The sequence below is a fragment of the Paraburkholderia sp. BR10954 genome, from assembly GCF_040965775.1.
Classification (GTDB): domain Bacteria; phylum Pseudomonadota; class Gammaproteobacteria; order Burkholderiales; family Burkholderiaceae; genus Paraburkholderia; species Paraburkholderia youngii.
This window is the reverse complement of record NZ_JBFRCK010000015.1, coordinates 134,654-157,671: the sequence shown is the minus strand read 5'-3', so window position 1 is coordinate 157,671 and position 23,018 is coordinate 134,654. Positions and strand designations below refer to the sequence as shown.

Below are 23,018 nucleotides of genomic sequence, written 5' to 3'. Positions count from 1 at the left end.
CGTCACTCGAAAATATGCTTGAAACGGCGCTCGGCGAGACGGCTGCAGCCCATCACGATCGCGACGTTCGCAATCAGCAGCAACACGGCGATGCTCGCGCCGAGCGGCCAATTCAGTGTGCCGAGGAATTCGTCGTAGGCGGCGGTGGCGACCACTTTCAGACGGCGCCCGCCGATCAGCGCAGGCGTCGCGAACGCCGACGCCGACAGAGCGAACACGATGATCGAACCCGACAGCACACCGGGCATGATCTGCGGCAGCACCACGCGGCGGAACACGCGCAACGGCGAACCGCCCATCGACAGCCCCGCCCATTCGACCTGCGGATCGAGCTTTTGCAGCGTCGCCCACACCGACATCACCATGAACGGCACTAGCACATGCGTGAGCGCGATGATCATGCCCGTCATCGTGAAGACGAGGCGGATCGGCTCGGAGGTGATGTGAAAGGCTTGCAGCGCATTGTTGAGCACGCCGTTATTGCCAAGCAGAATCTGCCAGCCGAGCGTGCGCACCACGACGGAAATCAGCAACGGGCCGAGCACGATCAGCAGACACAGCGACTGCCAGGGCCGCTTCATCCGCGCGAGCACGATGGTTTCCGGCACGCCGAGCAGTACGCTCAGCAGCGTCACGGCGAGCGCGAGACTCACCGTGCGCAAAAAGATTTCGCCGTAGTACGGATCGCTCAGCACTTGGACGTAGTTTTTCAGTGTGTACGCGGCCTGCACGCCGGCGACATCGCTGAACACGCGAAACGACAGCAGCAGCGTCAGCACGAGCGGCACGAACAGCAGCGCGCCGAACAGCAGCAGCGCCGGTGAAGCGAGCAGCCAGGGCGCGGCGCCCGCGCGCGAATCGTCAAGCGTTGCCATGAGCATGCTCCCGGGTCAGCACGCGCAGATCGTCGTCGGTGAACGAGAGTCCGACTTCGTGGCCTTCGTCGGGCGGCGGCGCGCCGAAGTTCGGCTGCGCGATATGGAGTTTGCCGAGCGCCGTATCGACTTCGAGCAGCCACTGGTTACCGATGAACACACGGGTCGCAATACGTCCGTGCATGCGCGCGTCGCCATTCGCAAGGCGTACTTTCTCCGGGCGAATGTAGACGTGCACTGCGCCTTCGACATCGCGCCCTTCGTGCGGCACGTGCAGCGTCGTGCCCGCCACATCCACGACGGCGCAGCGCGGATTACGCTCCCGCACTTCGCCAGGCAGCGTGTTGGTACGCCCCAGAAAGGTCGATGCGAACGGCGTAGCGGGACGTTCGTAGGCATCGAACGGCGTGCTCAGTTGCGCGATGCGCCCCTTGTGCAGCACGGCGATGCGGTCGCTCATCGTCATCGCTTCGACCTGGTCGTGCGTGACGAGGATCGTCGTAATGCCGAGGCGCTTCTGGATCGCGCGCAGTTCGATGTGCATTTCCTCGCGCAGCTTCGCATCGAGATTCGACATCGGTTCGTCGAGCAGCAGCAGGTTGGGGCGCATCGCCAGCGCCCGCGCGATCGCGACGCGCTGGCGCTGGCCGCCCGACAGTTCCTTCGGATAACGCGCGTCCAGGCCGTTGAGCCGCACAAGATCGAGCGCTTCGGCGATGCGCGCCGCGCGCTCGTCGCGCTTCATGTTGCGCATTTCGAGACCGAAGCCGACGTTGCCCGCGACCGTCATATGCGGAAACAGCGCATAGCTCTGAAACACGACGCCCATGCCGCGCTTTTCGGGGCGCTCGTGCGTGATGTCGCGTCCGCCGAGCGTGATGCGGCCCGCGCTCGGCGTGACGAAGCCGGCGATCATCTGCAGCGTGGTCGTCTTGCCGCAGCCGGACGGCCCGAGCAGCGACAGGAACTCGCCGCGTTCGACGGACAGATCGAGCTGCTCGACCGCAGTGAAATGGCCGTAGCGCTTCGAGATGCCCTGCAGAGTGAGAAAGGTCATGGTGTCGGTCCTGTGCGGAGTCGGGACGTAGGAACTGTTGAGCGGCTATGAAGCGGTTGCGCCGCTCAGCGTTCGACCGAGCGGTTCCAGCGCTCCGTCCATTCCGTGCGATGCTGGTTGATCGTGGTCCAGTCCATCGCCGTGAGCTTGTTCACCTGTTCCGGACCATACGGCACGCGCGCCGCGACCTCGGGCGTCAGCTTGACCGTTTTGTTGACGGGTCCAAGTCCGATTGCTTGCGCCTGCATCGCCTGCACTTCGGGGCTCAGCAGATACTGGATGAACTCCTGCGACAGCTTCGGCTGTGCGTTCTCGGCCAGCGCACAGGCCGCTACCTGCAGCGCGACGCCCCCTTCCTTCGGATACACGAACTTCAGCGGAAAGCCCGTGTTTTGCAACGCGACGGCGCGACCGCTGCCATACGGCGCCATGATGACGTCGCCCGCCTGCATCAGGCCGTCCATTTCGCCGGGCGTCGGCGCCCACGACAGCACGTCGGGTGCGACCTGCTTCGTCATCGTGTTGAAACCGGGGTCGATATTCTTTTCGCCGCCGCCGTTCAGGCGCGCGAGCATCACGAGTGTATGCAGTCCATACGTGTTGGTGATGGGCGGCACGCCGAGCTTGCCCTTCAGGCGCTTGTCGGTGAGCGCCTGCCATGAATCGGGCGCGGGCAGGCCGAGCTTTCTGAACGCCTCTTCGTTGTAGCCGATGCCCGTCGCGACCATACCGACCCCGACGGCCGTCGGGCCGAGCCGCGCGAGCGGGTAGAGGTCTTTCATCACCGGCGCATCTTCGACCTTCGCGCACAGGCCGAGCTGCATCGCCTGATACATGGGGCCGTCGTCCATCACCGCGACGTTGATCTGCTGATGCCCTTTCTGCGCCTGCAGCTTCGCGAGCGTATCGCTCGAATTGCCCGCCACATAGACGATCTTCACGTCATGCGCTTTTTCGAACGGCGGAATGACTTTCTGCCGGTACAACTGCTCGTTCGAGCCGCCGACGTTCGCGACATACAGCGTAGTTTCGGCGTGGCCGTGCAACGGAGCGGTCAGACAGACGACGGACAGTGTGGAGGCGAAAGCGTGGAGCGTAGAACGGCAACGGCGGCGCAGCGATTCTTGCATGACGGCGATCTCCGGTCAGTGTGGGAATGGACGCTCTGGTGGCGTGTCCATACATCACAGTCTGTGCCCCAATGGTCATATGGTCCAATACGAATAAAATAGCAATCTATACATGGTTGATATGGGTTGAAACCGATGAACCTGAAACATGTCGAGGCATTTCGTGCGGTGATGGTCGCCGGGTCGATGACGGCGGCGGCCAAAGCGCTCTTCACGTCGCAACCGAACGTGAGCCGTCTGATCTCGCAGCTCGAACGGGAGACGGGCTTGCTGCTGTTTCAGCGCAGCGGCGTTAGGCTGATCCCGACCAGCGAGGGCACGGCGTTTTTCCGCGAGGTGGAGCGCGCATATGTCGGCTTGCAGGGGCTCGCGAACGCCGCCGCGCAGATTCGCAATCTGGGCAGTGGGCGTCTGCGCATCGCGGCGATGCCTTCAGCGGGCCTCACGCTCGTGCCGCATGCGATCAAGCGTTTTCAGGCGCTGCATCCCGGTGTGACCGTGTCGCTGCACGTCAACACGTCGGGCACGGTGAATCACTGGACGGCGTCGCAGTTCTGCGATCTGGGCGTGGCGGTGTACATCAGCGAGGCGTCGAATTGCGAAGTTGAGATGCTGTCGACAGTGGCCGCCGTCTGCGTGATGCCGGCGGTGCACCGGCTTGCTTCAAAAGCTGTGATCAGGCCCGCTGATCTCGAGGGCGAGTCGTTTATCTCGCTGTGTCACGGCGATGGCACGCGCGCGCAGATGGACGAAGTGTTCCTGCGTGCGGGCGTCGAACGCAAGCTGGCGATCGAGGCGCAATACACGGCGATCTGTTGCGAGCTGGTGCGCTGCGGAATGGGCGTGACACTCGCGCATCCGGGCGTGGCGCTGGACTTCGCCGGGCCGGACATCGCGATCCGGCCGTTCTCGCCGGCGGTCATGTTCCCGATGTATTTGCTGTTTCCGCCGCACCGGCCGCGCGAGCGGCTGGCGTCGGCGTTTATCGAAGTGCTGCGCGCGGAGCACGACGAGTCGATGGAGAAGATGGCGCGGATCGTGCCGGACCCAGCGTCGAAGAAAACCCGCCAGCGAAGCGGCAAACGCGCTGTTCAATAACGTTGCCGCGGACCCGTCGGGGTATCGCGGCAACGCGGCGAGCCCATTGTATTTGCCCGGTATTTCAACTCAGACAAACAGAAACGGGACGAAGAACAGTTGCGGCGTGCAGTTAACAGAATTATGAAAAGAGAGCCTGATATCGGGCTGGGTCAGCTTACTGATCGAATGGGCGTGCAAACGAGCGTCTTTTACCGGAAACTGCCAGACGTTGTCGAGCGATTGCGTCAGAGCCGACAAGAGAAGAGGGAGGGCGAGCGCTGGCGGTCTCATCTGCGTTTCGCCAGGAAGCTGCGCTTTGCGAAACACCAGCTCGATGAAGCGGGGCGAAAATTCACCACCGTCAGTGAGCGGAAGCTGAATTTTGTTTTCAACTTCCGCTTTATTTGTCACCCCCGCACACACCGAAACCCCGCATACACATACTGATAGTGCGGCTGAAACCAGTTGCGAAATTCCGGCCGCAGCATGCACAGCGCGGTACGCGCCGAACCGCCCTTCAGCACGTAATGCTGTCCATCGAAGAAGTTGGCCGAATAGCCTGGATAGAACGGAAACGCTTCGAACCCCGGCAGCGCTTCGAATAGCGTCGAGGTCCATTCCCAACCGTTGCCGAACTGACCTTCCGCACCGAACGCGCTGACGTTGTCCGGATGCGCATCGACGGGCCGTGGGTCCCAGCTGCGGAAATCGAAATTCCCCGATGCCGCGTGCGGCGCGCCGTGCGCCGCGCGTTGCCATTGCGCCTCCGTTGGCAGGGCTTTGCCGGCCCAGCGCGCGTAGGCGCTCGCTTCGGCGTGGCTCACGTAGACGGGCCAGTCGAGCGGCAACGGCACGTCGTCGAACATCGTGCGAAGCGTCCATGCGGTGCGGCCGTCTTCCGAATTGCGTCGCGACCAGCCGGCCGGATGCTCGATGCACTCCGCTTCCTTCCACGCCCAGTCTTTCGGCGACCACCACTTCGGCTCGCGATAACCGCCGTCTTCGAGGAACTCGAGGAACGCACCGTTCGTGACCATGTATCGGTCGATCTCGAACGCGGGCACCTCCACGCCCATCTCGCCGAATTCATTGTCCCAGCCGAAACGGCCGGCCTCACGCGGCATGCCGAGCACGGTCGTGCCGGCGGGCACGCGGACCATCGACGACAATCCGTCGCGCCGCTCCGTGCGTGTCACCACCGGTTCGCGCAATGCGGTGTTTTTCTGCGCGAGCGGCAACTGATGAAGCATGTACGCGAGCGTTTCCGCGTGCATCAACCGATGCTCGATCGCGACGTTCAGCAACTGCACGGCCGCTTCATCGCCCACCGGGTTGCCGAGTTCGTCGAGCGCGGCGTCGATCTGGCGGCGCGCGCGCATCGCATACTCGCGCACGGCGTCGAGCGACGGCCAATCGCTGGGCTGATCGGTGGGAAAGCCGCCGTCTACCGGATCGATGCCGAATGCGAACAGCTGGTCGAGTTCCGGTGCGAAAGCCGGCAGATCGAACAGACGTTGGTCGAACAGATTGCGATCGAACGCTTCGAGATGGCCGATATAGAACACGACACGGTGACGCTCGCGGATCGGCCGTTCATAGAGGTAGGCGGGTTTGACGATTGCAAACAGGTCATCGGTGACTTGACGCGCGTCGTGCAGGCGCTGCACGAGCGGATGGTGCGGGGCAGGGTCGCGATTCATTGGGGCCGGGTCTCCATGCAACACGGTTGCCGTGGGTGGCGGTCTGAAAACTTTACCCCCTCGCAGACCGCGTGCCAAGACGAACCGAGCGACCGTTCAGCCCCGCGAAGCCGCTCAGACCTGCCGCAAGCCTTCGAGATCGACGATGTGAATATGCTTGCCCCGCGTGTCGATCAGGCCACGCTTTTGAAATCTTGACAGCGTGCGGCTGACCGTTTCGAGCGTCATGCCGAGGTAGCTGCCCATGTCCTCGCGCGTCATGCGCAGGTTGAATTCCGACCACGAGTAGCCGCGCTGCGCATTGCGCTGCGACACGTCCAGCAGGAAGGCGGCGACGCGTTCGTCGGCGGACAGAGAGCCGAGCACCATCATCTGCGCGGCCTCGCTGACGATCTGCGCACCCAGCAGCTTGTGCATGCGCTCCTGGATCGAACCGATCTCGCGACATAGCTGCTTCAGCGCACTGTATGGAATGATGCACACCGTGCTGTCTTCCAGCGCGACGGCGCTGCACGCATGGATGTCCGCGCTGATGCCGTCGAGCCCGAGCGGCTCGCCCGCAAGACGCAGGCCGGTGACCTGCTCGCGGCCGTCGCGGTGGACCATCACGGTCTTCATCGAGCCGGAACGCAGCGCGTAGATGCTGTCGAAGCGGTCGCCGCTGCGATACAGCGCCTCGCCGCGCAACACCGAGCGCGCCGAGCAGATCAGCGTTTCGAGCTTCGGCAGTTCCTCCGCGGACAGCCCCTGCGGCATGCAGATCTGACGCATCGAACAACTGGAGCAGCGCGCGGCGGTGCGTGCGGTGGCGCGTCCCGCCATGGACTCGCGGCTGCCGCTCGCGGCAGAACCGGCGGAGCGGGTCGAGGAACGGGGCACAGCGGTAGGATTCAGCATGTTCTGCGCGCGATTGATTATTGGTAGTGGTGAAATTGTCCCACCCGTTATGACCCTCAACAGGTGGCAAAGTGACGCGTTCGCTGCTTCGCTTTCCTGGCGACGGTGCTGCCCCGACGAAGGTGGGAAGGTGAGCCGCCGCGGCCGATGTCGGCGTCGTGGCTCACCGTCTTGCGCATGATGACCGTGTCAGACGGGTTGCTTATCGGCGCCCGCGGCGGACGGTACCAGCAGAACCGGCAGCGTGGCCTGGCGCACGCAGCGTTCGGCGACGCTGCCGAGAATCAGCCGCTGGAAGCCACGCCGGCCGTGCGTGCCCATCACGAGCAGGTCTGCGTTGAATTCGGCGGCGGCGTGCAGCACGATCTCGGCGACATCGCCGAGCGACGAAGCCTCGGAAACCCCCGGGTCGCCTTTCACACCTTGCTCGGCCATCACTTTCGAAAACTCGGCTCGCAGTTCCTGGCCTTCCTCGATCAGCCGGTTGCGCAGGATCGACGGGTCGTAGCCGGGCGCCTCGAAGTACATCGGCGTATTTTCGACGACATAAAACGGCCGCAGCACAGCGCCATTCGACTTGGCGAGTTCGAGCGCCGCTTCGAACGCACGGCGCGAGGTATTGCTGCCGTCGACCGCTACAAGGATGCGTTTGTACATATCGGCTCCACGTCAAAAAAGCGTCTGCCACATTGCCAGCCGCGGCAGGGTTTATTGATCTTTTATACCAATGAAGCTTAGATGATTGCCGGAAAAGATGCACTCGACCAGGATGTAAATCAAACATTTGCCAAATATTCAGACGCGGCGCGGACGAAATGGCGGGCGCGGCGGCGCGCGCAAGTGGCCTTGCATGCTTACAAACCGCATAAGTTTGCTGAAGCTGGAACAAGGTTGGCCTTACAATCAGGCCATATTCAGACAAGCTGGCCAGTCCGCTGATGAACGATCGAAAAACCAAGGGCTTACCCGACCAGATCTACGGCGACATTCTCAACCGCATCCTCGAAGGCGAGTACAAGGAAGGCGAGCGGTTGCCGACCGAGCACGCGCTGGCGGAGCGTTTCGCCACGTCCCGGCCGACCGTGCGCGAAGCGCTCGCGCGATTGCGGGCCGACGGCATCATCTCGACGCGGCACGGCTCTGGCACGACCGTCGCGCGGCGCCCCGACCCGGACGTGCGCCGCTTCGCGCCGCTCGAAACGCTGTCCGATATCCGCCGCTGCTATGAGTTTCGCATCGTGACCGAGGCGGGCGCGGCCGCGCAGGCAGCGCTGAAGGCCGACGCCCAGGACATCGCCGCGATCCAGCATGCGTGGGACGAGCTGGAGCGCATCATCGAGGCGAAGGGCATCGGCGCGAAGGACGACTTCCTGTTCCACCAGGCGGTCGCGCGGGCGTCGAAGAATCCGTTTTTCATCACGGTGATGTCGTTCATCGAGGAACAGATCCTGTTCAGCATGAACCTGTCGCGCAATCTGTCGCTGGTCAAAACGGTGGAACGGCAGCGGGTGGTGCAGGCCGAGCACATGGCGGTGCTCGACGCGATCCGCCGCAAGGACTCGGCGGCTGCGGGCGCCGCGATGCGCGCGCATCTCGAGAACGCGCTGGAACGGATGTTCGGTTCCTGAGTCCGCGCGCGCGGGTGAAGGTATCGAGATTTCGTGCGGCCACGCTCCGGCGCGGCTCAAGCCGCGTCGGCGACCGGCCCGAATAGCGAGGTCAGCGTTTTCGCGCTTACCGCGACGTCGAGCGCAACGGCCCGTTCGACGCCGATCTGCAGCGGCGGCCCGAGCCGACTGATATCGAGCCCGGCACGGCGCAGCATGCGCTCGATCGGCGTGGTAGTCACCGTGACGTAATGCGTGATGCCCATGCGCTGTGCGAAGCGCATTACTTCCTGAATTGCGCGAATTGTCATATCCGTGAAACCAAAAGACTGTTCCTCCCCGTTGGTTTCGATCGCCCAGCGGCTCAGTTCCCAGATATGTCGGCCGACCGGCGCGGCGGCGCCATGCAGCAGTTGCGGGAAGGTGTCTTTCAGCATGTTCGGACCTTCGGTCGGCATCAGTCGCCAACAGCCGCGCAACCGTTCGTCTTCGCCCTGAATCAGCATGTAGTACGGCCCGAGCGCGTCGTAGCCGTCTATCTCCATTCCCGCGATGGTCGGAATTTCCCAGCCGAGCCGGCCGTGAAAGACCCGGGCGCGCAGCCGGTACATCTCGTTGATCAGTTCGTTGTCGAATTCCTGCCGGAGTCCAATACGGATCGTGGTTTGCATGACCTTCTCCTGTGCGTGTTGGGGCTGCCACATACGCAGGAAAACTTATGCATTCTGAATCTTTGCGCCACCTACCTACCTGGATAGGTGTGGATGCTTATCGGGTATCGCAAAATTCACACACGTATCCGCCCCCAACCTACAAGGGTCCAAAATGGAACTCCTCGACAATCACTGGCAACCGCAAACCCACCTCCAGGCGCGTCCCTCGGAGGTCTCTTCGGCAGTGGATCGTGTTCTGATCATTGCCTACAGGAAGAAGAAAAAAGAGAGCCAGCGTCGTTTCTGGGCTCGCTTCGGCGTCACGCAGTCGCGCGGCAGCCGCTTCGAGTCCGGTGCGGAGATCCCGGCGCCGGTGTCGATCCTGCTTGGCCTTTACTTCATGAAAACCGTATCGGACGCCGATCTGGGTCGCGCCGAGCGCGTGATGTACAGCCGCGACGCGGCCGCGCTGCTCAACCCGGGTCAATAAGCCCAAGCTGGGCCGCGATCACGGCGGCCGCGCGCCGTGAGTTCACGCCGAATTTCGCCCTGATGTTTTTCATGTGGAAGTTCACCACGGCTTCCGAGCAACTCAGGATGTGGGATATCTCCCACGTGGATTTGCCGCGCGCGGTCCATTTCAGACATTCGCGCTCGCGCGGAGTCAGCTTCGGCATCAAGCTCTGCGCATGCGAATCCAGATGCTGTTTGCTGGTGTCGATCACCAGGTCGCGCAACAGCACGAGATTCGGCAACGCGGCGTTCACATGGCGCCTGAACCCGTCCGACGGCTTGTCGTCATTGACGAAGCACATCATGCCGGCTTCCTGATTCGGCCCGTGAATCGGCAGCGTCACACCCGCACCCAAGCCGTACGAGCGGGCTTCCTCGTACAGAGCTTGCTGTGGCGGGGTGGCGAAAATCTCTGGCGTCCAGATGAGCGGCGCGGAGCGTGACAGGCAGTGCGCGACCGTGGGGTCGATATGCACCATGCCGTGTTCGTCATACGTCTGCCGCCATGCCGGCGCGTAAGTGCTGCGCAGGTAAGCGTCCTCGAGACGCATGGTGGGCCGCGGCAGCATCGCGACCAGTATTCTGTCGAAGCCCCACGTTTCGGCGAGGCCCGTAATCACGCCGAACCATTCCGCCTCGTCGGCGGCGTCCAGTAGCGGTGCCATCTGCTCGATAAAGTGTAGCGACAATTTTTTGGCTCTCTCAGGCTCGCAAACATCCCATTCGCGGTTATTGGCAGACAAACTTCGGTCCGCTCTTTTGGTCCGCATAATCTATCACTAAAAACTGGAAAGCAATGCGCTGCTGCTCCGCGGGGTAAACGATAGCAGCCATGTGATAGCAAGGGCGGTGTTGCCTATTATTATGCTGATTGAAATAGATTTTTAACCCGCCCGGGTCTCGGGCGAGAAATGCGGCTAATCGGCATCCGGCGACCGCATTTTAATGTGTTTCATTGACAGCATTATTTCTTTCGTGCTTCGGAATTAATCGCATTTACTCGATTATTTGGGAACGCCGGTTATTTGCGCGTCGCGTCGGTCTTGCCAAACAAGCGCCTGCGCGGTTTGCATGTGGGCTGGGGCCACATTGTTATACAAAAGGAAATTTCGTGGGCGGTTCGTGGGCAATTCGCCGCCGACGGCCTCTTGGGGCGATCGCCATGTCCAGTTGTTTGACAACATTGTGATGCCGATGCTACCGTGAAACCTCCGCCCAGCACGTTTGCGCGTCAACCATCATGAACGATTCTCCGCTGCGCGACGGCGAGTTCGCCGCGTCGGTCATGGCCGTGCCGCCGCTCGCGCGCCGCGCCGACTACACGCTCGACCCTGCTCGGAATCTCGCGCTGATCCGCCATATCGAAGCGGGTGGCGTACGCACGCTACTGTATGGCGGCAACGCGAACCTCTATCACGTCGCGGTCAGTGAATATCACGAGCTACTGGACCTGCTTGCCGAAGCCGCGAGTCCGGGGACACGCGTGATTCCGGCGCTCGGTCCCGACTACGGCAAGATGCTCGATCAGGCGCGCATCCTCGCGCAGACGCGTTACCGCACCGCGATGGTGCTGCCGCTCGGCGGCTTTACGACGTCCGAGGGCGTCGAGACGGGCCTCACGCGGATCGCCGACACGGCCGGCATGCCGCTCACCTTGTATATCAAGAGCGAAAACTACGTGGCTGTCGATGCGCTCGCGCGGCTCGTCGAGCGTGGCACGTTGAGCGCGGTCAAATACGCGATCCCGCGCGACGATCCCTATCTGCGCCGGCTGCTGCAATGCGTGCCGGCCGCGAAGATCGTATCGGGCATGGGCGAGCGGCCAGCGCTCGTGCATCTGCGCGAGTTCGGGCTGGCAGCGTGGACGACCGGCAGCGGCTGCATCGCGCCGAGCATGGTGATGGCGTTGCTGCGCGCGGTGCAAAGCGGCCGGAGCGCCGATGGCACCGATAGCGCGGACAACGACACCGCCCAGCGTTTGTACGATGCGTTCATGCCGCTCGAAACGCTGCGTAACGACATCTCGCCGATCCGCGTGCTGCACGACGCGATCACGTTCACGGGCCTCGCCGACATGGGGCCGTTGCTGCCGCTGCTCAGTTCGACACCGCGCGAGCATCATGCGAAGATCGCGCAGACCGCGTGCACGCTGCTCGCTCTCGAGCGCGAGTTCGCACCCACCCAATCGAACCGCTGCGACACGCAGGCAAGCACATGACCGAACACAGCCGACGCTATCCCGATCCTTCCATCCGTGTGTTCGATCCGCGCTTTAAGTCGTTGATCATCGCATCGGCGTCGGTCGAATGTCTGTATCAGGGCACGCGCTGGTCGGAGGGACCGGTGTGGTTCGGCGACGGCCGCTATCTGCTGTGGAGCGATATTCCGAACGACCGCATCCTGCGCTGGGACGAAACGACGGGCGCGGTCAGCACGTTCCGTCAATCGTCGAACAACGCGAACGGCCATACGCGCGATCGCGAAGGGCGTCTCGTCAGTTGCGAGCACCTGACGCGGCGTGTGACGCGCACCGAGTACGACGGCTCGATCACCGTGCTCGCCGACCGCTATCAGGGCAAGCGCTTCAATTCGCCGAACGACGTGGTCGTCAAATCGGACGGCTCGATCTGGTTTACCGACCCGACCTTCGGCATCGAAGGTTTCTACGAGGGCGAGCAGCAGCAGTCCGAACTGAAGCCGTGCGTGTATCGGATCGACGGGCAGTCGGGCGAGGTCTCGATGGTCATCGACGACGTGCTCGCCCCGAACGGTCTCGCGTTTTCGCCGGACGAGTCGCTGCTGTACGTGGTCCAATCGCGCGGCGAGCCGCGCAAGATCCGCGTATTCGATGTCGAGGCCACTGGCAAAGGCAGGACGGTATCGAACAACCGCGTGCTGATCGACGCGGGTCCGGGCACGCCCGACGGCTTTCGGGTGGACGTGCACGGCAACCTATGGTGCGGTTGGGGCATGGGCACCGACGAACTCGACGGCGTGCGCGTCTTCACGGCGCAAGGCGAGCCGCTCGGCCATATCGCGCTACCGGAGCGTTGCGCGAACGTTTGCTTCGGCGGACGGCATCGCAACCGTCTGTTCATGGCGGCGAGCCACGGCTTGTATTCGCTGTTCGTCAATACGCAGGGCGTGCGCGGGGGTTGAGCAGTTGTCCGCTAACCAGACAACACGTATTGCAGCCACTGCGGATGCTCGGGTTTGCCCTTAATTCGCGTTACCAGGCATTGAACGGCAAGGATTTCACGTCAATCGAGCCACTTTTGACCAGGCCTCGCGCTCTCGACTATTTGCTTGACATCGGCTGTTACGCTTCGCTATGTTCCCTTGGTAGAAAGATACCGCCCGCATGCAACACATCGACCAGCGGGCTTCCATACCAAGAAGCGAGGAGACGCAATGACTGTTTCGCACAGGCTGTCGTTCAAGCTGGTATCCGTCTGTATCGCCGCGAGTGCAGCGTTCACTCTTGCCGCGCACGCGGCCGATCCGGTTACGATCAACATCGTCGACGTGGCCGGCGATCTTCAACTCACGCAGAAGGGCTTCGAGGCGTTCAAGGCGAAGAATCCGAATCTCGTTGCGAACATCACGTTCACGAACGCTCCGTCGCCGCAATTGCCCGGCAAGATCAAGGCGATGCAGGCCGCGGGACGCTCCGACATCGACCTCGTATTGACCGGCACCGACGCGCTCGCGGCCGGCATCGAACAGAACCTGTGGATCAAGCTGCTGCCCGATAACGCGGCGCAGTTCCCTGGTGTGCTCGACAAGTACGCGCCGGGCCCGCGCAAGATGCAGGATCTAGCGCAGGGCTACGGTCTCGAGGTCGCGTATATGCCGGCTGGTCCGCTGCTCGAATACAACCCGGCCAAGGTCAGCGATCCGCCGAAGACGCCCGAGCAACTGCTGCAATGGTGCAAGGCCCACCCCGACAAGCTGATCTACGCGCGGCCGGCCAATTCCGGTCCTGGCCGCACGTTCCTGATGGGCCTGCCCTATGTGCTCGGCGACAAGGACCCGCAGGACCCGGTGCACGGCTGGGACAAGACGTGGGCGTACCTGAAGCAGTTGAACGACTGCATTCCGTACTATCCGGGCGGCACCTCGGCGGTGATGAAGGAACTGGGCGAAGGCACGCGCGACATGACCGTGACCGTGACCGGCTGGGACATCAATCCGCGCGCGCTCGGCATCGTGCCGGCCGAATTCCGCGTACAGCCGTTCGACAACATGACGTGGGTCAACGACGCGCACTACATGGTGGTTCCGAAGGGCGTGCCGAAGGAAAAGCTAGACGTGCTGTACAAGATGATGAACTTCATGCTGGAGCCCGCGCAGCAGGCATTGACCTACGACGACGGCTACTTCTACCCGGGCCCGGCGATCAAGGGCGTCTCGTTCGAGCAGGCGCCCGCGCATAGCCAGGAGGTGCTGCAAAAGTATGGCCGACCGGAATACGCGAAGATGTTGAGCGATCGTCCGCATGCGTTACCGCTGAATGCGGCGGCAATGGTCGCGGCCTTCAGGAAGTGGGATACCGACATCGGCGCGCAGAAGACCCGATAGGCCTTCACCATTGCGACGGAAAACGAGGCGAAGCGCAGCGCGGCGTGAGGTAGCGCCGCGCTGCGTGTTTGCGGCGACCACGCGCGCCTCGGCTTAACTGCCTGATGCGCCGCGCGCACCGCACGCGCGGCACTTGCGACACCCGTCGTCTCACGCGGATCAGGAAACCGTATGAAGCATCACTTTGAGCAGTTGCGGCTCGACTCGGTGAGCCGCAGTTTCACGAGCGCGCAAGGTCACGCGATCGCCGCGCTGCAGGGTCTCGATCTGACGATCCGGCGCGGCGAGTTCATCGCGCTGCTGGGACCGTCGGGTTGTGGCAAATCGACGGCGCTGAACTGCATCGCCGGATTGCAGCCGCTCACCGGCGGCGGCATCTGGCTCGACGAGCGCCGCATCGACGTGCTGCCGCCGGAAAAGCGCGGCTTCGGCATGGTGTTCCAGAACTACGCGCTGTTCCCGCACATGAGCGTGCTCGACAACGTCGGCTTTGGGCTGAAGATGCGTGGCGTCGGCAAGAGCGAGATAGCGCGCCGTGCACGCGAGGCCTTGAAACTGGTGCAACTGACAGGACATGAGCAGAAGCTGCCCGGTCAATTGTCCGGTGGCCAGCAGCAGCGTGTCGCGATCGCGCGTGCGATCGTCATCGAACCGCCGCTGATCCTGATGGACGAGCCGCTGTCGAATCTCGATACGAAACTGCGCATCGAAATGCGCGCGGAGATTCGCCGCATCCATACGCAGCTCGAACGCGCGACGCTGTACGTGACGCATGATCAGGACGAAGCGCTGTCGATGGCCGATCGCATCGTCGTGATGAGGGAGGGCGTCGTGCAGCAGGTCGCGACGCCGAAAGAGGTCTACACGCGGCCGCGCAATCTGCATGTCGCGCGCTTCATGGGCTATCGCAACGTCGCCGAGTTCACGCTGGAGGGCATGCAAGGCGAGGGCGTCGTGGTCAGTGCGAACGGTGTGCGGCTGATCGGCACGGCGATGGCCGGCTTCGACAGCAAGCGCGTGAGCGTCGCGCTGCGCCCCGAAGACATGGAGCGCGCCGAGCCCGGCGCCGACAACCCGTTCGAGGCGCTGATCGACGCGGTCGAATACGGCGGCCACGATTCGCTGCTGCGCGTGAAGACCGCGTTCGGCGACGTGTGGGCGCGCGTGACCGGTGAATGCGCGGAGGGCGAACGCATCATGCTGCGCGTGCGGCCGTCGTGCGTGCTGGTCTACGATGCCGAGGCCGCATGAACACGCCGACGCTCGTCCCCCCGCTGACTCCCCGCGCGCCGCGCGATGCCAAGGCCTGGCTCGTCGCGCCGGCGCTGCTCTTTATCGTCGCGCTGTTCATTTATCCGTTCGCGTACGGTCTCGCGCTGTCGTTCCGGCCGATGAACGGCGGCGGTCCATGGGCCAACTATCTGACGTTCTTCACCGACACCTCGATGTGGCCGACGATCCTCGTCACGCTCAAGCTGTCGGTACCCGCCACGCTGATCAACGTCGGCGTATCGGTGCCGGTCGCGTTCGCGCTGCGCCGCTACACGCGTTATCAGAAGATCGTCACGACGCTGCTGGTGATTCCGGTGACGCTCGGCACCGTGCTGATCGCCGACGGCATGCTCACGTACTTCGGTCCGCACGGTTGGCTGCCGCAGGCATTGCAGGCGCTGCATCTGTACACGCAAGAGGTGCGGCTCACGCACAACTTCACGGGCGTGCTGCTGTCGCTGATCGTGTCGGGCTTTCCGTTCGCGTTTCTGTTGACGCTTTCGTACGTGACCGGCATCGACCCGACGCTCGCGAGCGCGGCGGCGACGCTCGGCGCGAGTCCGTGGCAGCAGTTTCGCCGCATTTATTTTCCACTGCTGGTGCCGGGGCTCACGATGGCCGCGTGTCTGTCGTTCGTGCAGGCGTTCTCGGTGTTTCCGTCGGCAGTGCTGCTCGGCGCGCCCGCGGGTCCGACGCGCGTGATGTCGATTGCCGCGGCCGAAGCCGCATTCGAGAGCTACGACTATTCGCTCGCGTCGGCGATCGCGATGGTGATGGGCTTCGTGCAACTGCTGGTGGTCGCCGCGCTGCTCGGCGCGCGCCGCTGGTTCTATCGTGGTCCCGTTACGGGAGGCAAAGGCTGATGACGACCGATCGTCGCGCGACGCCGCCCGACTGGCCCGCGTCCACCTCCGCTTCGGCATCCGCGGCGCCGCAGCCGGGCGATGGCGCCCGGGAGCCCGCGCAACACGCGCGTCAGCGCGCGAACCTGCCGGGCCGCATCTGGCAGGTGCTGGTGTGGGCCGTGATGGCGTTTTTCCTGATCAACGTCGTGCTGCTGATTGCGACGGTCGCGGTGAATTCGATCGCGACGCGCTGGTTCGGCACCGCGTTGCCGCAAGGCTTCACGCTGCACTGGTATGCGCAGGCGTGGAGCGACTTCCAGCTCGCAAGCGTGCTGTGGGTGACCGTGCAGGTGGTCGGCGCGGTCGTGCTGCTGTCGGTGCTGCTCGGCGTGCCTGCCGCGTATGCGCTCGCGCGCGTGCAATTCCGCGGCAAGCGCCTTGCGATGCTGATCTTTCTGCTGCCGTTGATGGTGCCGCCTGTCACCTACGGCATTCCGATGGCGACCGTGATGTACAAGGTCGGCCTTGCCGGCACGCTATGGGGCGTGATTCTTGCGAACCTCGTACCGGCGCTGCCGTTCGTGATTCTGGTGATGACACCGTTCATCGAGCAGATCGATCCGAATCTCGAAGCGGCCGCGCGCATTTTCGGCGCGAACACGTTCCGCTACTTCCGTTACGTGCTGCTGCCGCTGCTCGTGCCGGGTATGCTGGCCGCAGGGTTGCTCGTGCTGGTGCGTACGATCGGCATGTTCGAGCTGACGTTCTTTACGGCCGGTCCTGCCACGCAAACGCTGGTGGTCGCGTTGTACTACGCTGTGTTTTCGACCGGCGTGCGCGCGCCGCAATCGATCGATGCGATGGCGATGATCTATATGGCGATCACGTTGATCTGGGTGCTGATCGCACTACAATTCGTGAGCCCGACGCAGATCGTGTCTCGCGTGAAAGAACAGCGGCGCTGACGCGTGGTCGGCGTCAATCGTGGAGTAGACGTTGACGAAGAGAAAGACCCCCGAGGAATTGCGCAGTCATCGCTGGTATGGCGCGAACGATCTGCGTTCGTTCGGCCACCGCTCGCGCACCGCGCAGATGGGCTACAACCGGGAGGAATACGCGGGCAAGCCGGTCATCGCGATTCTCAACACGTGGAGCGAGATCAATCCGTGCCACACGCATTTCAAGCAGCGCGTCGAGGAAGTGAAGCGGGGCATCTGGCAGGCCGGCGGCTTCCCTATCGAGTTGCCTGTGCAGACGCTGTCCGAGCCGTTCCAGAAGCCCACCACGATGCTGTACCGCAATTTCCTCGCGATGGAAGCCGAGGAGATGCTGCGCTCGTACCCCGCCGACGGCGTCGTGCTGATGGGCGGCTGCGACAAGACCACCCCCGCGCTGCTGATGGGCGCGATCTCGATGGATCTGCCCGCCATCTTTCTGCCCGCCGGCCCGATGCTGCGCGGCAACTGGAACGGCGTGACGCTCGGTTCGGGTTCCGATTCATGGCGATACTGGGCCGAACTGCGCGCGGGCACGCTGACGCCGGAAGACTGGCAGGGCGTCGAGGGCGGCATCGCTCGCTCGCCGGGGCACTGCATGACGATGGGCACTGCGTCGACGATGACCAGCGCGGCCGAAGCACTGGGCTTCACGCTGCCCGGCTTCGCGTCGATTCCCGCGCCTGATTCGCGCCATGCGCAGATGGCCGCGAAAACCGGCATGCGGATCGTCGAGATGGTGTGGGAGGATCTGAAGCCGTCGGACCTGATTACGGCGGCCTCGGTCGATAACGCGGTGACGACTTGTGTCGCGCTGTCCGGCTCGACCAATTCGGTCGTGCATATGATCGCGCTCGCACGGCGCGCGGGCATCGAGTTGACGCTCGATCGCTTCGACGAGATCGCACGCCGTACGCCCGTGCTCGCGAACATCCGGCCGACCGGCGCCTATCTGATGGAGGACTTTTTCTACGCTGGCGGTTTGCGCGCGCTGCTCGCGGAACTGGGCGAGCTGATCGACGGTTCGCAGAAAACCGTGAACGGCCGCACGCTCGGCGAGAACCTCGCGGGCGCGCAGATTTTCAACGACGACGTGATCCGCCGCCGCACGAATCCGCTACTGCGCGACAGCAGCCTCGCGGTGCTGCGCGGCAATCTCGCGCCCGACGGCGCGGTGATCAAGCCCGGCGCGGCCGAGCCGCATCTGCTCGTGCATACGGGCCGCGCGGTCGTGTTCAGCGACTACAACGACATGGCCGCGCGCATCGACGACGACGCGCTCGACATCGACGAGAGCTGCGTGCTGGTGCTGCAGCACGCGGGGCCGGTCGGCGCGGGCATGCCCGAGTGGGGTCAGTTGCCGATCCCGCGCAAGCTGCTGCAAAAAGGCGTGCGCGACATGGTGCGCATCTCCGACGCGCGGATGAGCGGCACGAGCTATGGCGCGTGCGTGCTGCACGTGGCGCCCGAGGCGTTCGTCGGCGGGCCGCTGGCGTTGGTGCGAAGCGGCGATCTGATCGAGCTCGATGTGCCGCGCCGCAGGCTGAACCTGCTGATATCGGACGAAGAGTTCGCGCGCCGCAAGGCTGCGTGGGTCAAGCCGGCGGCGCGCTTCGAGCGCGGCTATGGCGCCCTGCATCAAGCGCACGTGATGCAGGCGGACCAAGGCTGCGATTTCGACTTCCTGCAGCGCGGCGGCGCGAGTCCGGAAACCTCGGGCGAACCGGAAATTCACTGACGCTCAATACCCGACGCGATACACGCGCCCCGTCTGCGCGCCTTCCACGCTGCGCAGATAAGCAAGCGCAGCGCGTTGTGCGCTGACGGGCTCGAAGCCGCGAAAGAACGGCGCATAAGCCTCCATCGACTCGGTCAGCACGGTCGGACTCACCACGTTGATGCGCAGCCCGCGCGGCAGTTCGATCGCCGCGCCACGCACGAAGCCTTCCAGCGCGAGATTGACGGTCGTCGCGCTCGCGCCCTGCGCGATCGGCTCGTCGCCCAGAATGCCGCTCGTCAGCGTGAACGAACCGCCGTCGGTCACGTACGGCAGCGCCGCGAACACGACGTTGATCTGGCCCATCAGCTTGTCGCGCAGCCCGACCCAGAACTGCTCGATGCTCATCTGCGCCAGCGGACCGAAATGCACGTTGCCGGTCGCGGTGACGACGCCGTCCACCTTGCCGATGTCGCGAAACAGCCGCTCGACGCTCGCGGGGTCCGTGCTGTCGACGTGATATTGCCCGCGCGTCGCGCCCACCTCGATCACTTCGTGACGCGCCTTCAACTCCGTGCTGACGGCGTGGCCCAGCGTGCCCGTGGCGCCGATGACGACGATCCTTTTCATCCGCAACTCCGTTAAACGAACCAACGTTAAACAAAGCAAAGCACGCACCAGAATAAAACGGTGCGTGCTGCGTGAATGCCTGATTTAATCGGAATAAATGCGGTAATTCAAACGCGCGCGTATAAAGGGATGATACGCGCGCGTCCGCCTATTTCACGCGGTGTAATTCGATAACGCGCGCGGGCCGCAAATGATTGAGCGCATAGTGAATCCGGCCGCGATCCTGGCGCTGTCCGACTGGACGCGGGTCGATGTACTGGTTGTCGGCCGAGTAGACGGCGAGCGGCTCGACCATGCCCTTGTCGATCACCGCGTAACCGGGCTCGAGCGCGAGCAGCAGATGGTTGCCGCCAAGCCGGCTGTCGAAGCCGGCCATGCCGTCGAGCGCCTCGGGCACGCTGTTCTCGAGCGTCGCATTGCTGGTGGTGATTTCGTCGGGCGAGATCGCGCCGTGGCCCGCCAGACGGGCCGCTTCATGGTTCTTGCCGTCGGTGTCTACGGTGCTGTCGTGCGTGCGATCGTTGTGCAGGTCCGTGGTTGGTGGGTCCTTCGGGTCTGGTTTCGTGCCGGCGTTTTCGGGTTTGCTGATCGCGCTGTTCATCGTGCATCTCCTGAAGAGGACATTCGAAGAAAAGAGCAAAAGCCGTTCCGACTGACACGGCGCCGCTGTGCGCGGGAGTCGCGATGCGTTGTCCGCCATGATTCGATGCGAGTGGCGTTGCCTCGCGATTGAATGGCGATGACGTCCGCGATTCATTTCGTTTTTTTTAATGGACGCGTATTTTCTACAGAGTATGATTCTACTCCTGCGACCGACGCGCGGATAAATTGGCGGCATGCTCCGGCTGTTCACGGTGGTCGGAAAAAATTAACAAACAAATGGCCGCGCGACTGAAAATGTTACGGGGCTTCAGGGGCGGGTGACTCATGCACTTCGATGCTGCATTCACACATCGCGGCTATCTATTGAATTGCGAACCGGCGCGCTCGGGCGACGGCTCCTGGCAACCGTATGTGGTGATCTCGCGCTCGAGCGACGGCGAACTGGTCGCCAACCGTTTCTTCCCCACGGAACTGCGTTTCTCAGACGAAGCCGCCGCGATCGCGCACGCGCGCGATTGGGCAGTGCGCTGGATCGACGCGAGCAGTCTGACAATCTGACGTCAGGGAACGATCCATGCGTGCAGGCACGCGCCGACGCAACGAGCGGAGCCGATCTGCGCGCCGCCGGGCGGGCAGCGTTAAAACGCGGTAATCTCTGCTGGATAACCACTTTGAACCGTGCACGCTGCACGGCGCCGTCCCTTATGCCCAACGAGCCTTCCCCGAACTGGGGCCTTGAACAGATCGTCGCCGACCTGCGCGCCTCGCGCGAGCAATTGCATCGCACGCGGCATCCGCTCGGCATTCGCGAGTTGCCATCGCGCGAAGCGGTGGTCAATATCGTGACCGGCTTGCGCGCCGCGATGTTTCCGACGCACTACGGCGCGCCCGATCTAACCGACGAGACGGTCGACTACTACGTCGGCCACACGCTCGAAAGCACGTTGCGGCTGCTCGCCGAACAGATTCGCCGCGCGCTGCGCTTTCTGCCAGAGTTCGGCGCGACGCCCGACGCCGAGTTGCGCGAGCGCGCATTCGCGGTGGCGCGCGAGTTCGCGACGCAGCTGGCGGGCATCCGCGCGCTGCTCGTCAGCGACATCCAGGCTGCGTACACCGGCGACCCCGCCGCGCAGCACATCACCGAAATCCTGCTGTGCTATCCGGGCGTGTGGGCGATGACGCATCACCGGCTCGCGCATGCGCTGCATCGGCTCGGCGTGCCGCTGCTCGCGCGCTTCATCAACGAGATCGCGCACTCGGCGACCGGCATCGACATTCACCCGGGCGCGACGATCGGGTCGAGCTTCTTCATCGATCACGGCACCGGCGTGGTGATCGGCGAGACCGCGATCATCGGTGAGCGCGTGCGCGTGTACCAGGCGGTCACGCTCGGCGCGAAGAGTTTCGCGGCCGACGAAGACGGCATGCTGATAAAGGGCAACGCCCGGCATCCGATCGTCGAGGACGACGTCGTGATCTACGCGGGCGCGACGATTCTCGGACGCGTGACGATCGGGCGCGGATCGGTGATCGGCGGCAACGTGTGGCTCACGCATAGCGTGCCGCCGGGCAGCAGCGTATCGCAAGGCAAGATCCGCGAAGGAGAGCGCACCGACAATGGGCGGCAGTGATGCTCGCCTGGCCGCGGCCGGCTGCATCGCTGCGCCTAGCTGATCGGCCAATGGCGTAACCACGGCAACGCATACATGCCATGCCGCCACACATGCTCGCCGATGAACCACGCGGCCACCCACGACGCCGCGACGACGATCAGATCGCAGTGCCCGCTATTCCAGAGATTCAACGAATGTCGCCCGGCGATCCACGGCACGCCGAGCGGATTCGGCCAGTCGGCGAGCAGATGCATCAGGCCGCCGCACGCGAAGCCGAACGCGGGCGCCGCGTAGATCGAATGTCCGAGCATGTGATACGACGCCGCGAGCAGCGCGAGCCAGCCGATGCCCCAATGCGTCAGCGTGCGATGCGTGATCCACAGCCGCCGCGCGCGCGACCACCATGCTACTTCGAGCCAGTCCGGCGCGGTGCTGCCGGCCACGCCGGCGATGAAGCTCAGCAGCACGCCAGTGTGAAACGGACCGCCGCCGCTGCGCGCGACGATCGCCGCCGCGATGATGCCGGCTGCGAAACCGGTCGCATGATGCGCTTTGCTGGATGCCATCGACATTCGCGACACAAGTGCCGCGCGAAAAACAAAGGGCGGCTATGTTCGCAGATGAGCGCGTAAAAAAATAGCCGATGGGCGAGATATAAATTCGCGCATCGGCCTTCCGTGAGTGATGCACACGGCGTTCAAGTGCGCCGCGCCGCTCAGGTCGCGCAGCGTGCGATAGCGAAGCGCATTTCCTCTTCGGGTGGATCGTCGGGCGCATTGGCCGGATGCATGACCTTGATGACCGTGCTGCCGTTGAGCGGGGTCAGCGTGACGAAGTACGAGTTGTGCGAATCGGCGCCGACCGCGAGTTCGGTCGCCGCGCCCGTGTGCGAGGTACGCACGCGCGGCAGACGTCCTTCGAGGCAGGCGGCGATGGACGCAGGCGTGCGTGACGACGACACGTACACGAGCGGCGCGGACGCATCGCGCGCGGGGCCGCCCGACGAACCGCAGGCGGCGAGGGTGGCAGTGAGGGCGGCAGCGGGGGCAAGCAGGAGAAGTCTTTTCATGATCCGATCGTCGGCGTTCCCAGTCATGCATGGGAAGGTGAGGCGCGGGCGAAGCGCGATGCGCTGGCGGACAGCGCGATGCTTCGCGACGAAGCTGCCGTGCAGGCGGCGCGGTTTCGCGGCGTCGCACGGCGGCCGAGGCAGTATACCGAGCATGCGTCGACGTCGTCACTAGCGCGGC

25 protein-coding genes are annotated in these 23,018 nt (G+C 63.8%); 12 read left to right on the top strand and 13 right to left on the bottom strand.

From position 1 onward, the window contains the following. Nucleotides 1-2: 2 nt before the first annotated feature. From AB4Y34_RS21640 to AB4Y34_RS21630, 3 genes are all read right to left on the bottom strand, one after another. Complete coding sequence (locus AB4Y34_RS21640; protein ID WP_368717175.1) at nt 3-875, bottom strand: ABC transporter permease; 873 nt, start codon at nt 873-875, stop codon at nt 3-5. Continuing rightward, entirely contained in the window at nt 862-1,932 is a 1,071-nt protein-coding gene (locus tag AB4Y34_RS21635; RefSeq protein WP_368717174.1) for an ABC transporter ATP-binding protein, read from the bottom strand. The genes AB4Y34_RS21640 and AB4Y34_RS21635 overlap by 14 nt, the downstream gene beginning before the upstream one ends. 65 nt (nt 1,933-1,997) lie before the next feature. Continuing rightward, the gene (locus AB4Y34_RS21630; protein WP_368717173.1) at nt 1,998-3,062 is read right to left on the bottom strand and encodes an ABC transporter substrate-binding protein; all 1,065 of its coding nucleotides are present in this window, start codon (nt 3,060-3,062) and stop codon (nt 1,998-2,000) included. 135 nt (nt 3,063-3,197) lie between these two features. Here AB4Y34_RS21630 and AB4Y34_RS21625 point away from each other — a divergent pair, with 135 nt between their 5' ends. Continuing rightward, nucleotides 3,198-4,160 carry a LysR substrate-binding domain-containing protein gene (locus AB4Y34_RS21625; protein WP_176384941.1) on the top strand — a complete coding sequence of 321 codons (963 nt, stop codon included), beginning with the start codon at nt 3,198-3,200 and terminating at the stop codon, nt 4,158-4,160. A 69-nt stretch (nt 4,161-4,229) separates the two neighbouring features. Here the strand turns inward: AB4Y34_RS21625 and AB4Y34_RS21620 are convergent, their stop codons facing one another. The 4 genes from AB4Y34_RS21620 to AB4Y34_RS21605 all read right to left on the bottom strand — a co-directional run bounded on the left by AB4Y34_RS21620 (nt 4,230) and on the right by AB4Y34_RS21605 (nt 7,396). Beyond that, nucleotides 4,230-4,553: a hypothetical protein gene (locus AB4Y34_RS21620; RefSeq protein WP_368717172.1), complete on the bottom strand. Its 324-nt coding sequence runs from the start codon at nt 4,551-4,553 to the stop codon at nt 4,230-4,232. Further along, nucleotides 4,550-5,842, bottom strand: coding sequence for an SUMF1/EgtB/PvdO family nonheme iron enzyme (locus tag AB4Y34_RS21615; RefSeq protein WP_368717171.1), 1,293 nt, complete (start codon nt 5,840-5,842; stop codon nt 4,550-4,552). Before AB4Y34_RS21615 ends, AB4Y34_RS21620 begins: the two co-directional genes overlap by 4 nt. A 114-nt stretch (nt 5,843-5,956) precedes the next feature. Beyond that, nucleotides 5,957-6,613, bottom strand: a complete 657-nt coding sequence (locus tag AB4Y34_RS21610) for a helix-turn-helix domain-containing protein (protein WP_368717185.1) — start codon at nt 6,611-6,613, stop codon at nt 5,957-5,959. 315 nt (nt 6,614-6,928) lie between these two features. Beyond that, nucleotides 6,929-7,396 (bottom strand): universal stress protein, encoded by a 468-nt coding sequence (locus AB4Y34_RS21605; protein WP_176106710.1) that lies wholly within the window; start codon nt 7,394-7,396, stop codon nt 6,929-6,931. 281 nt (nt 7,397-7,677) lie between these two features. Between AB4Y34_RS21605 and AB4Y34_RS21600 the strand changes: the two genes are divergently transcribed. Next, nucleotides 7,678-8,367, top strand: coding sequence for a FadR/GntR family transcriptional regulator (locus tag AB4Y34_RS21600; protein ID WP_176384951.1), 690 nt, complete (start codon nt 7,678-7,680; stop codon nt 8,365-8,367). A gap of 56 nt (nt 8,368-8,423) precedes the next feature. On the opposite strand, the gene AB4Y34_RS21595 is transcribed toward AB4Y34_RS21600, so the two are convergent. After that, nucleotides 8,424-9,017 carry an acyl-homoserine-lactone synthase gene (locus tag AB4Y34_RS21595; RefSeq protein ID WP_176106708.1) on the bottom strand — a complete coding sequence of 198 codons (594 nt, stop codon included), beginning with the start codon at nt 9,015-9,017 and terminating at the stop codon, nt 8,424-8,426. Between the two features lie 154 nt (nt 9,018-9,171). Between AB4Y34_RS21595 and AB4Y34_RS21590 the strand changes: the two genes are divergently transcribed. Beyond that, entirely contained in the window at nt 9,172-9,489 is a 318-nt protein-coding gene (locus AB4Y34_RS21590; protein ID WP_013092374.1) for a hypothetical protein, read from the top strand. Here the strand turns inward: AB4Y34_RS21590 and AB4Y34_RS21585 are convergent. Then, the gene (locus tag AB4Y34_RS21585) at nt 9,473-10,177 is read right to left on the bottom strand and encodes a LuxR family transcriptional regulator (protein WP_176384953.1); all 705 of its coding nucleotides are present in this window, start codon (nt 10,175-10,177) and stop codon (nt 9,473-9,475) included. The genes AB4Y34_RS21590 and AB4Y34_RS21585 overlap by 17 nt on opposite strands. A gap of 575 nt (nt 10,178-10,752) precedes the next feature. Between AB4Y34_RS21585 and AB4Y34_RS21580 the strand changes: the two genes are divergently transcribed. The 7 genes from AB4Y34_RS21580 to araD all read left to right on the top strand — a co-directional run bounded on the left by AB4Y34_RS21580 (nt 10,753) and on the right by araD (nt 18,943). Next, nucleotides 10,753-11,730 carry a dihydrodipicolinate synthase family protein gene (locus AB4Y34_RS21580; RefSeq protein WP_368717170.1) on the top strand — a complete coding sequence of 326 codons (978 nt, stop codon included), beginning with the start codon at nt 10,753-10,755 and terminating at the stop codon, nt 11,728-11,730. Continuing rightward, complete coding sequence (locus AB4Y34_RS21575) at nt 11,727-12,671, top strand: SMP-30/gluconolactonase/LRE family protein (protein WP_368717169.1); 945 nt, start codon at nt 11,727-11,729, stop codon at nt 12,669-12,671. Before AB4Y34_RS21580 ends, AB4Y34_RS21575 begins: the two co-directional genes overlap by 4 nt. A 252-nt stretch (nt 12,672-12,923) precedes the next feature. Then, a complete protein-coding gene (locus AB4Y34_RS21570; protein ID WP_368717168.1) occupies nt 12,924-14,093 on the top strand; it encodes an ABC transporter substrate-binding protein in 1,170 nt (389 codons plus the stop codon). A 171-nt stretch (nt 14,094-14,264) separates the two neighbouring features. Continuing rightward, nucleotides 14,265-15,344: an ABC transporter ATP-binding protein gene (locus AB4Y34_RS21565; protein ID WP_368717167.1), complete on the top strand. Its 1,080-nt coding sequence runs from the start codon at nt 14,265-14,267 to the stop codon at nt 15,342-15,344. Continuing rightward, nucleotides 15,341-16,228, top strand: coding sequence for an ABC transporter permease (locus AB4Y34_RS21560; RefSeq protein WP_368717166.1), 888 nt, complete (start codon nt 15,341-15,343; stop codon nt 16,226-16,228). The genes AB4Y34_RS21565 and AB4Y34_RS21560 overlap by 4 nt, the downstream gene beginning before the upstream one ends. After that, complete coding sequence (locus AB4Y34_RS21555; RefSeq protein WP_368717165.1) at nt 16,228-17,175, top strand: ABC transporter permease; 948 nt, start codon at nt 16,228-16,230, stop codon at nt 17,173-17,175. The genes AB4Y34_RS21560 and AB4Y34_RS21555 overlap by 1 nt, the downstream gene beginning before the upstream one ends. A gap of 31 nt (nt 17,176-17,206) precedes the next feature. Beyond that, entirely contained in the window at nt 17,207-18,943 is a 1,737-nt protein-coding gene (gene araD, locus AB4Y34_RS21550; protein WP_368717164.1) for an L-arabinonate dehydratase, read from the top strand. 3 nt (nt 18,944-18,946) lie between these two features. Here the strand turns inward: araD and AB4Y34_RS21545 are convergent, their stop codons facing one another. After that, nucleotides 18,947-19,552 (bottom strand): short chain dehydrogenase, encoded by a 606-nt coding sequence (locus AB4Y34_RS21545; RefSeq protein ID WP_368717163.1) that lies wholly within the window; start codon nt 19,550-19,552, stop codon nt 18,947-18,949. Nucleotides 19,553-19,700: 148 nt separating this feature from the next. Continuing rightward, a complete protein-coding gene (locus AB4Y34_RS21540) occupies nt 19,701-20,153 on the bottom strand; it encodes a DUF3005 domain-containing protein (RefSeq protein ID WP_176125462.1) in 453 nt (150 codons plus the stop codon). 326 nt (nt 20,154-20,479) lie between these two features. Between AB4Y34_RS21540 and AB4Y34_RS21535 the strand changes: the two genes are divergently transcribed. Together AB4Y34_RS21535 and epsC are read left to right on the top strand one after the other, a co-directional pair. After that, entirely contained in the window at nt 20,480-20,713 is a 234-nt protein-coding gene (locus AB4Y34_RS21535; protein ID WP_013092363.1) for a hypothetical protein, read from the top strand. 146 nt (nt 20,714-20,859) lie between these two features. Beyond that, the gene (epsC, locus tag AB4Y34_RS21530; protein WP_176125463.1) at nt 20,860-21,786 is read left to right on the top strand and encodes a serine O-acetyltransferase EpsC; all 927 of its coding nucleotides are present in this window, start codon (nt 20,860-20,862) and stop codon (nt 21,784-21,786) included. Between the two features lie 35 nt (nt 21,787-21,821). On the opposite strand, the gene AB4Y34_RS21525 is transcribed toward epsC, so the two are convergent. Then, nucleotides 21,822-22,334: a metal-dependent hydrolase gene (locus AB4Y34_RS21525; RefSeq protein WP_368717162.1), complete on the bottom strand. Its 513-nt coding sequence runs from the start codon at nt 22,332-22,334 to the stop codon at nt 21,822-21,824. Between the two features lie 149 nt (nt 22,335-22,483). After that, the gene (locus AB4Y34_RS21520; protein WP_176106695.1) at nt 22,484-22,993 is read right to left on the bottom strand and encodes a hypothetical protein; all 510 of its coding nucleotides are present in this window, start codon (nt 22,991-22,993) and stop codon (nt 22,484-22,486) included. Nucleotides 22,994-23,018 lie beyond the last annotated feature (25 nt).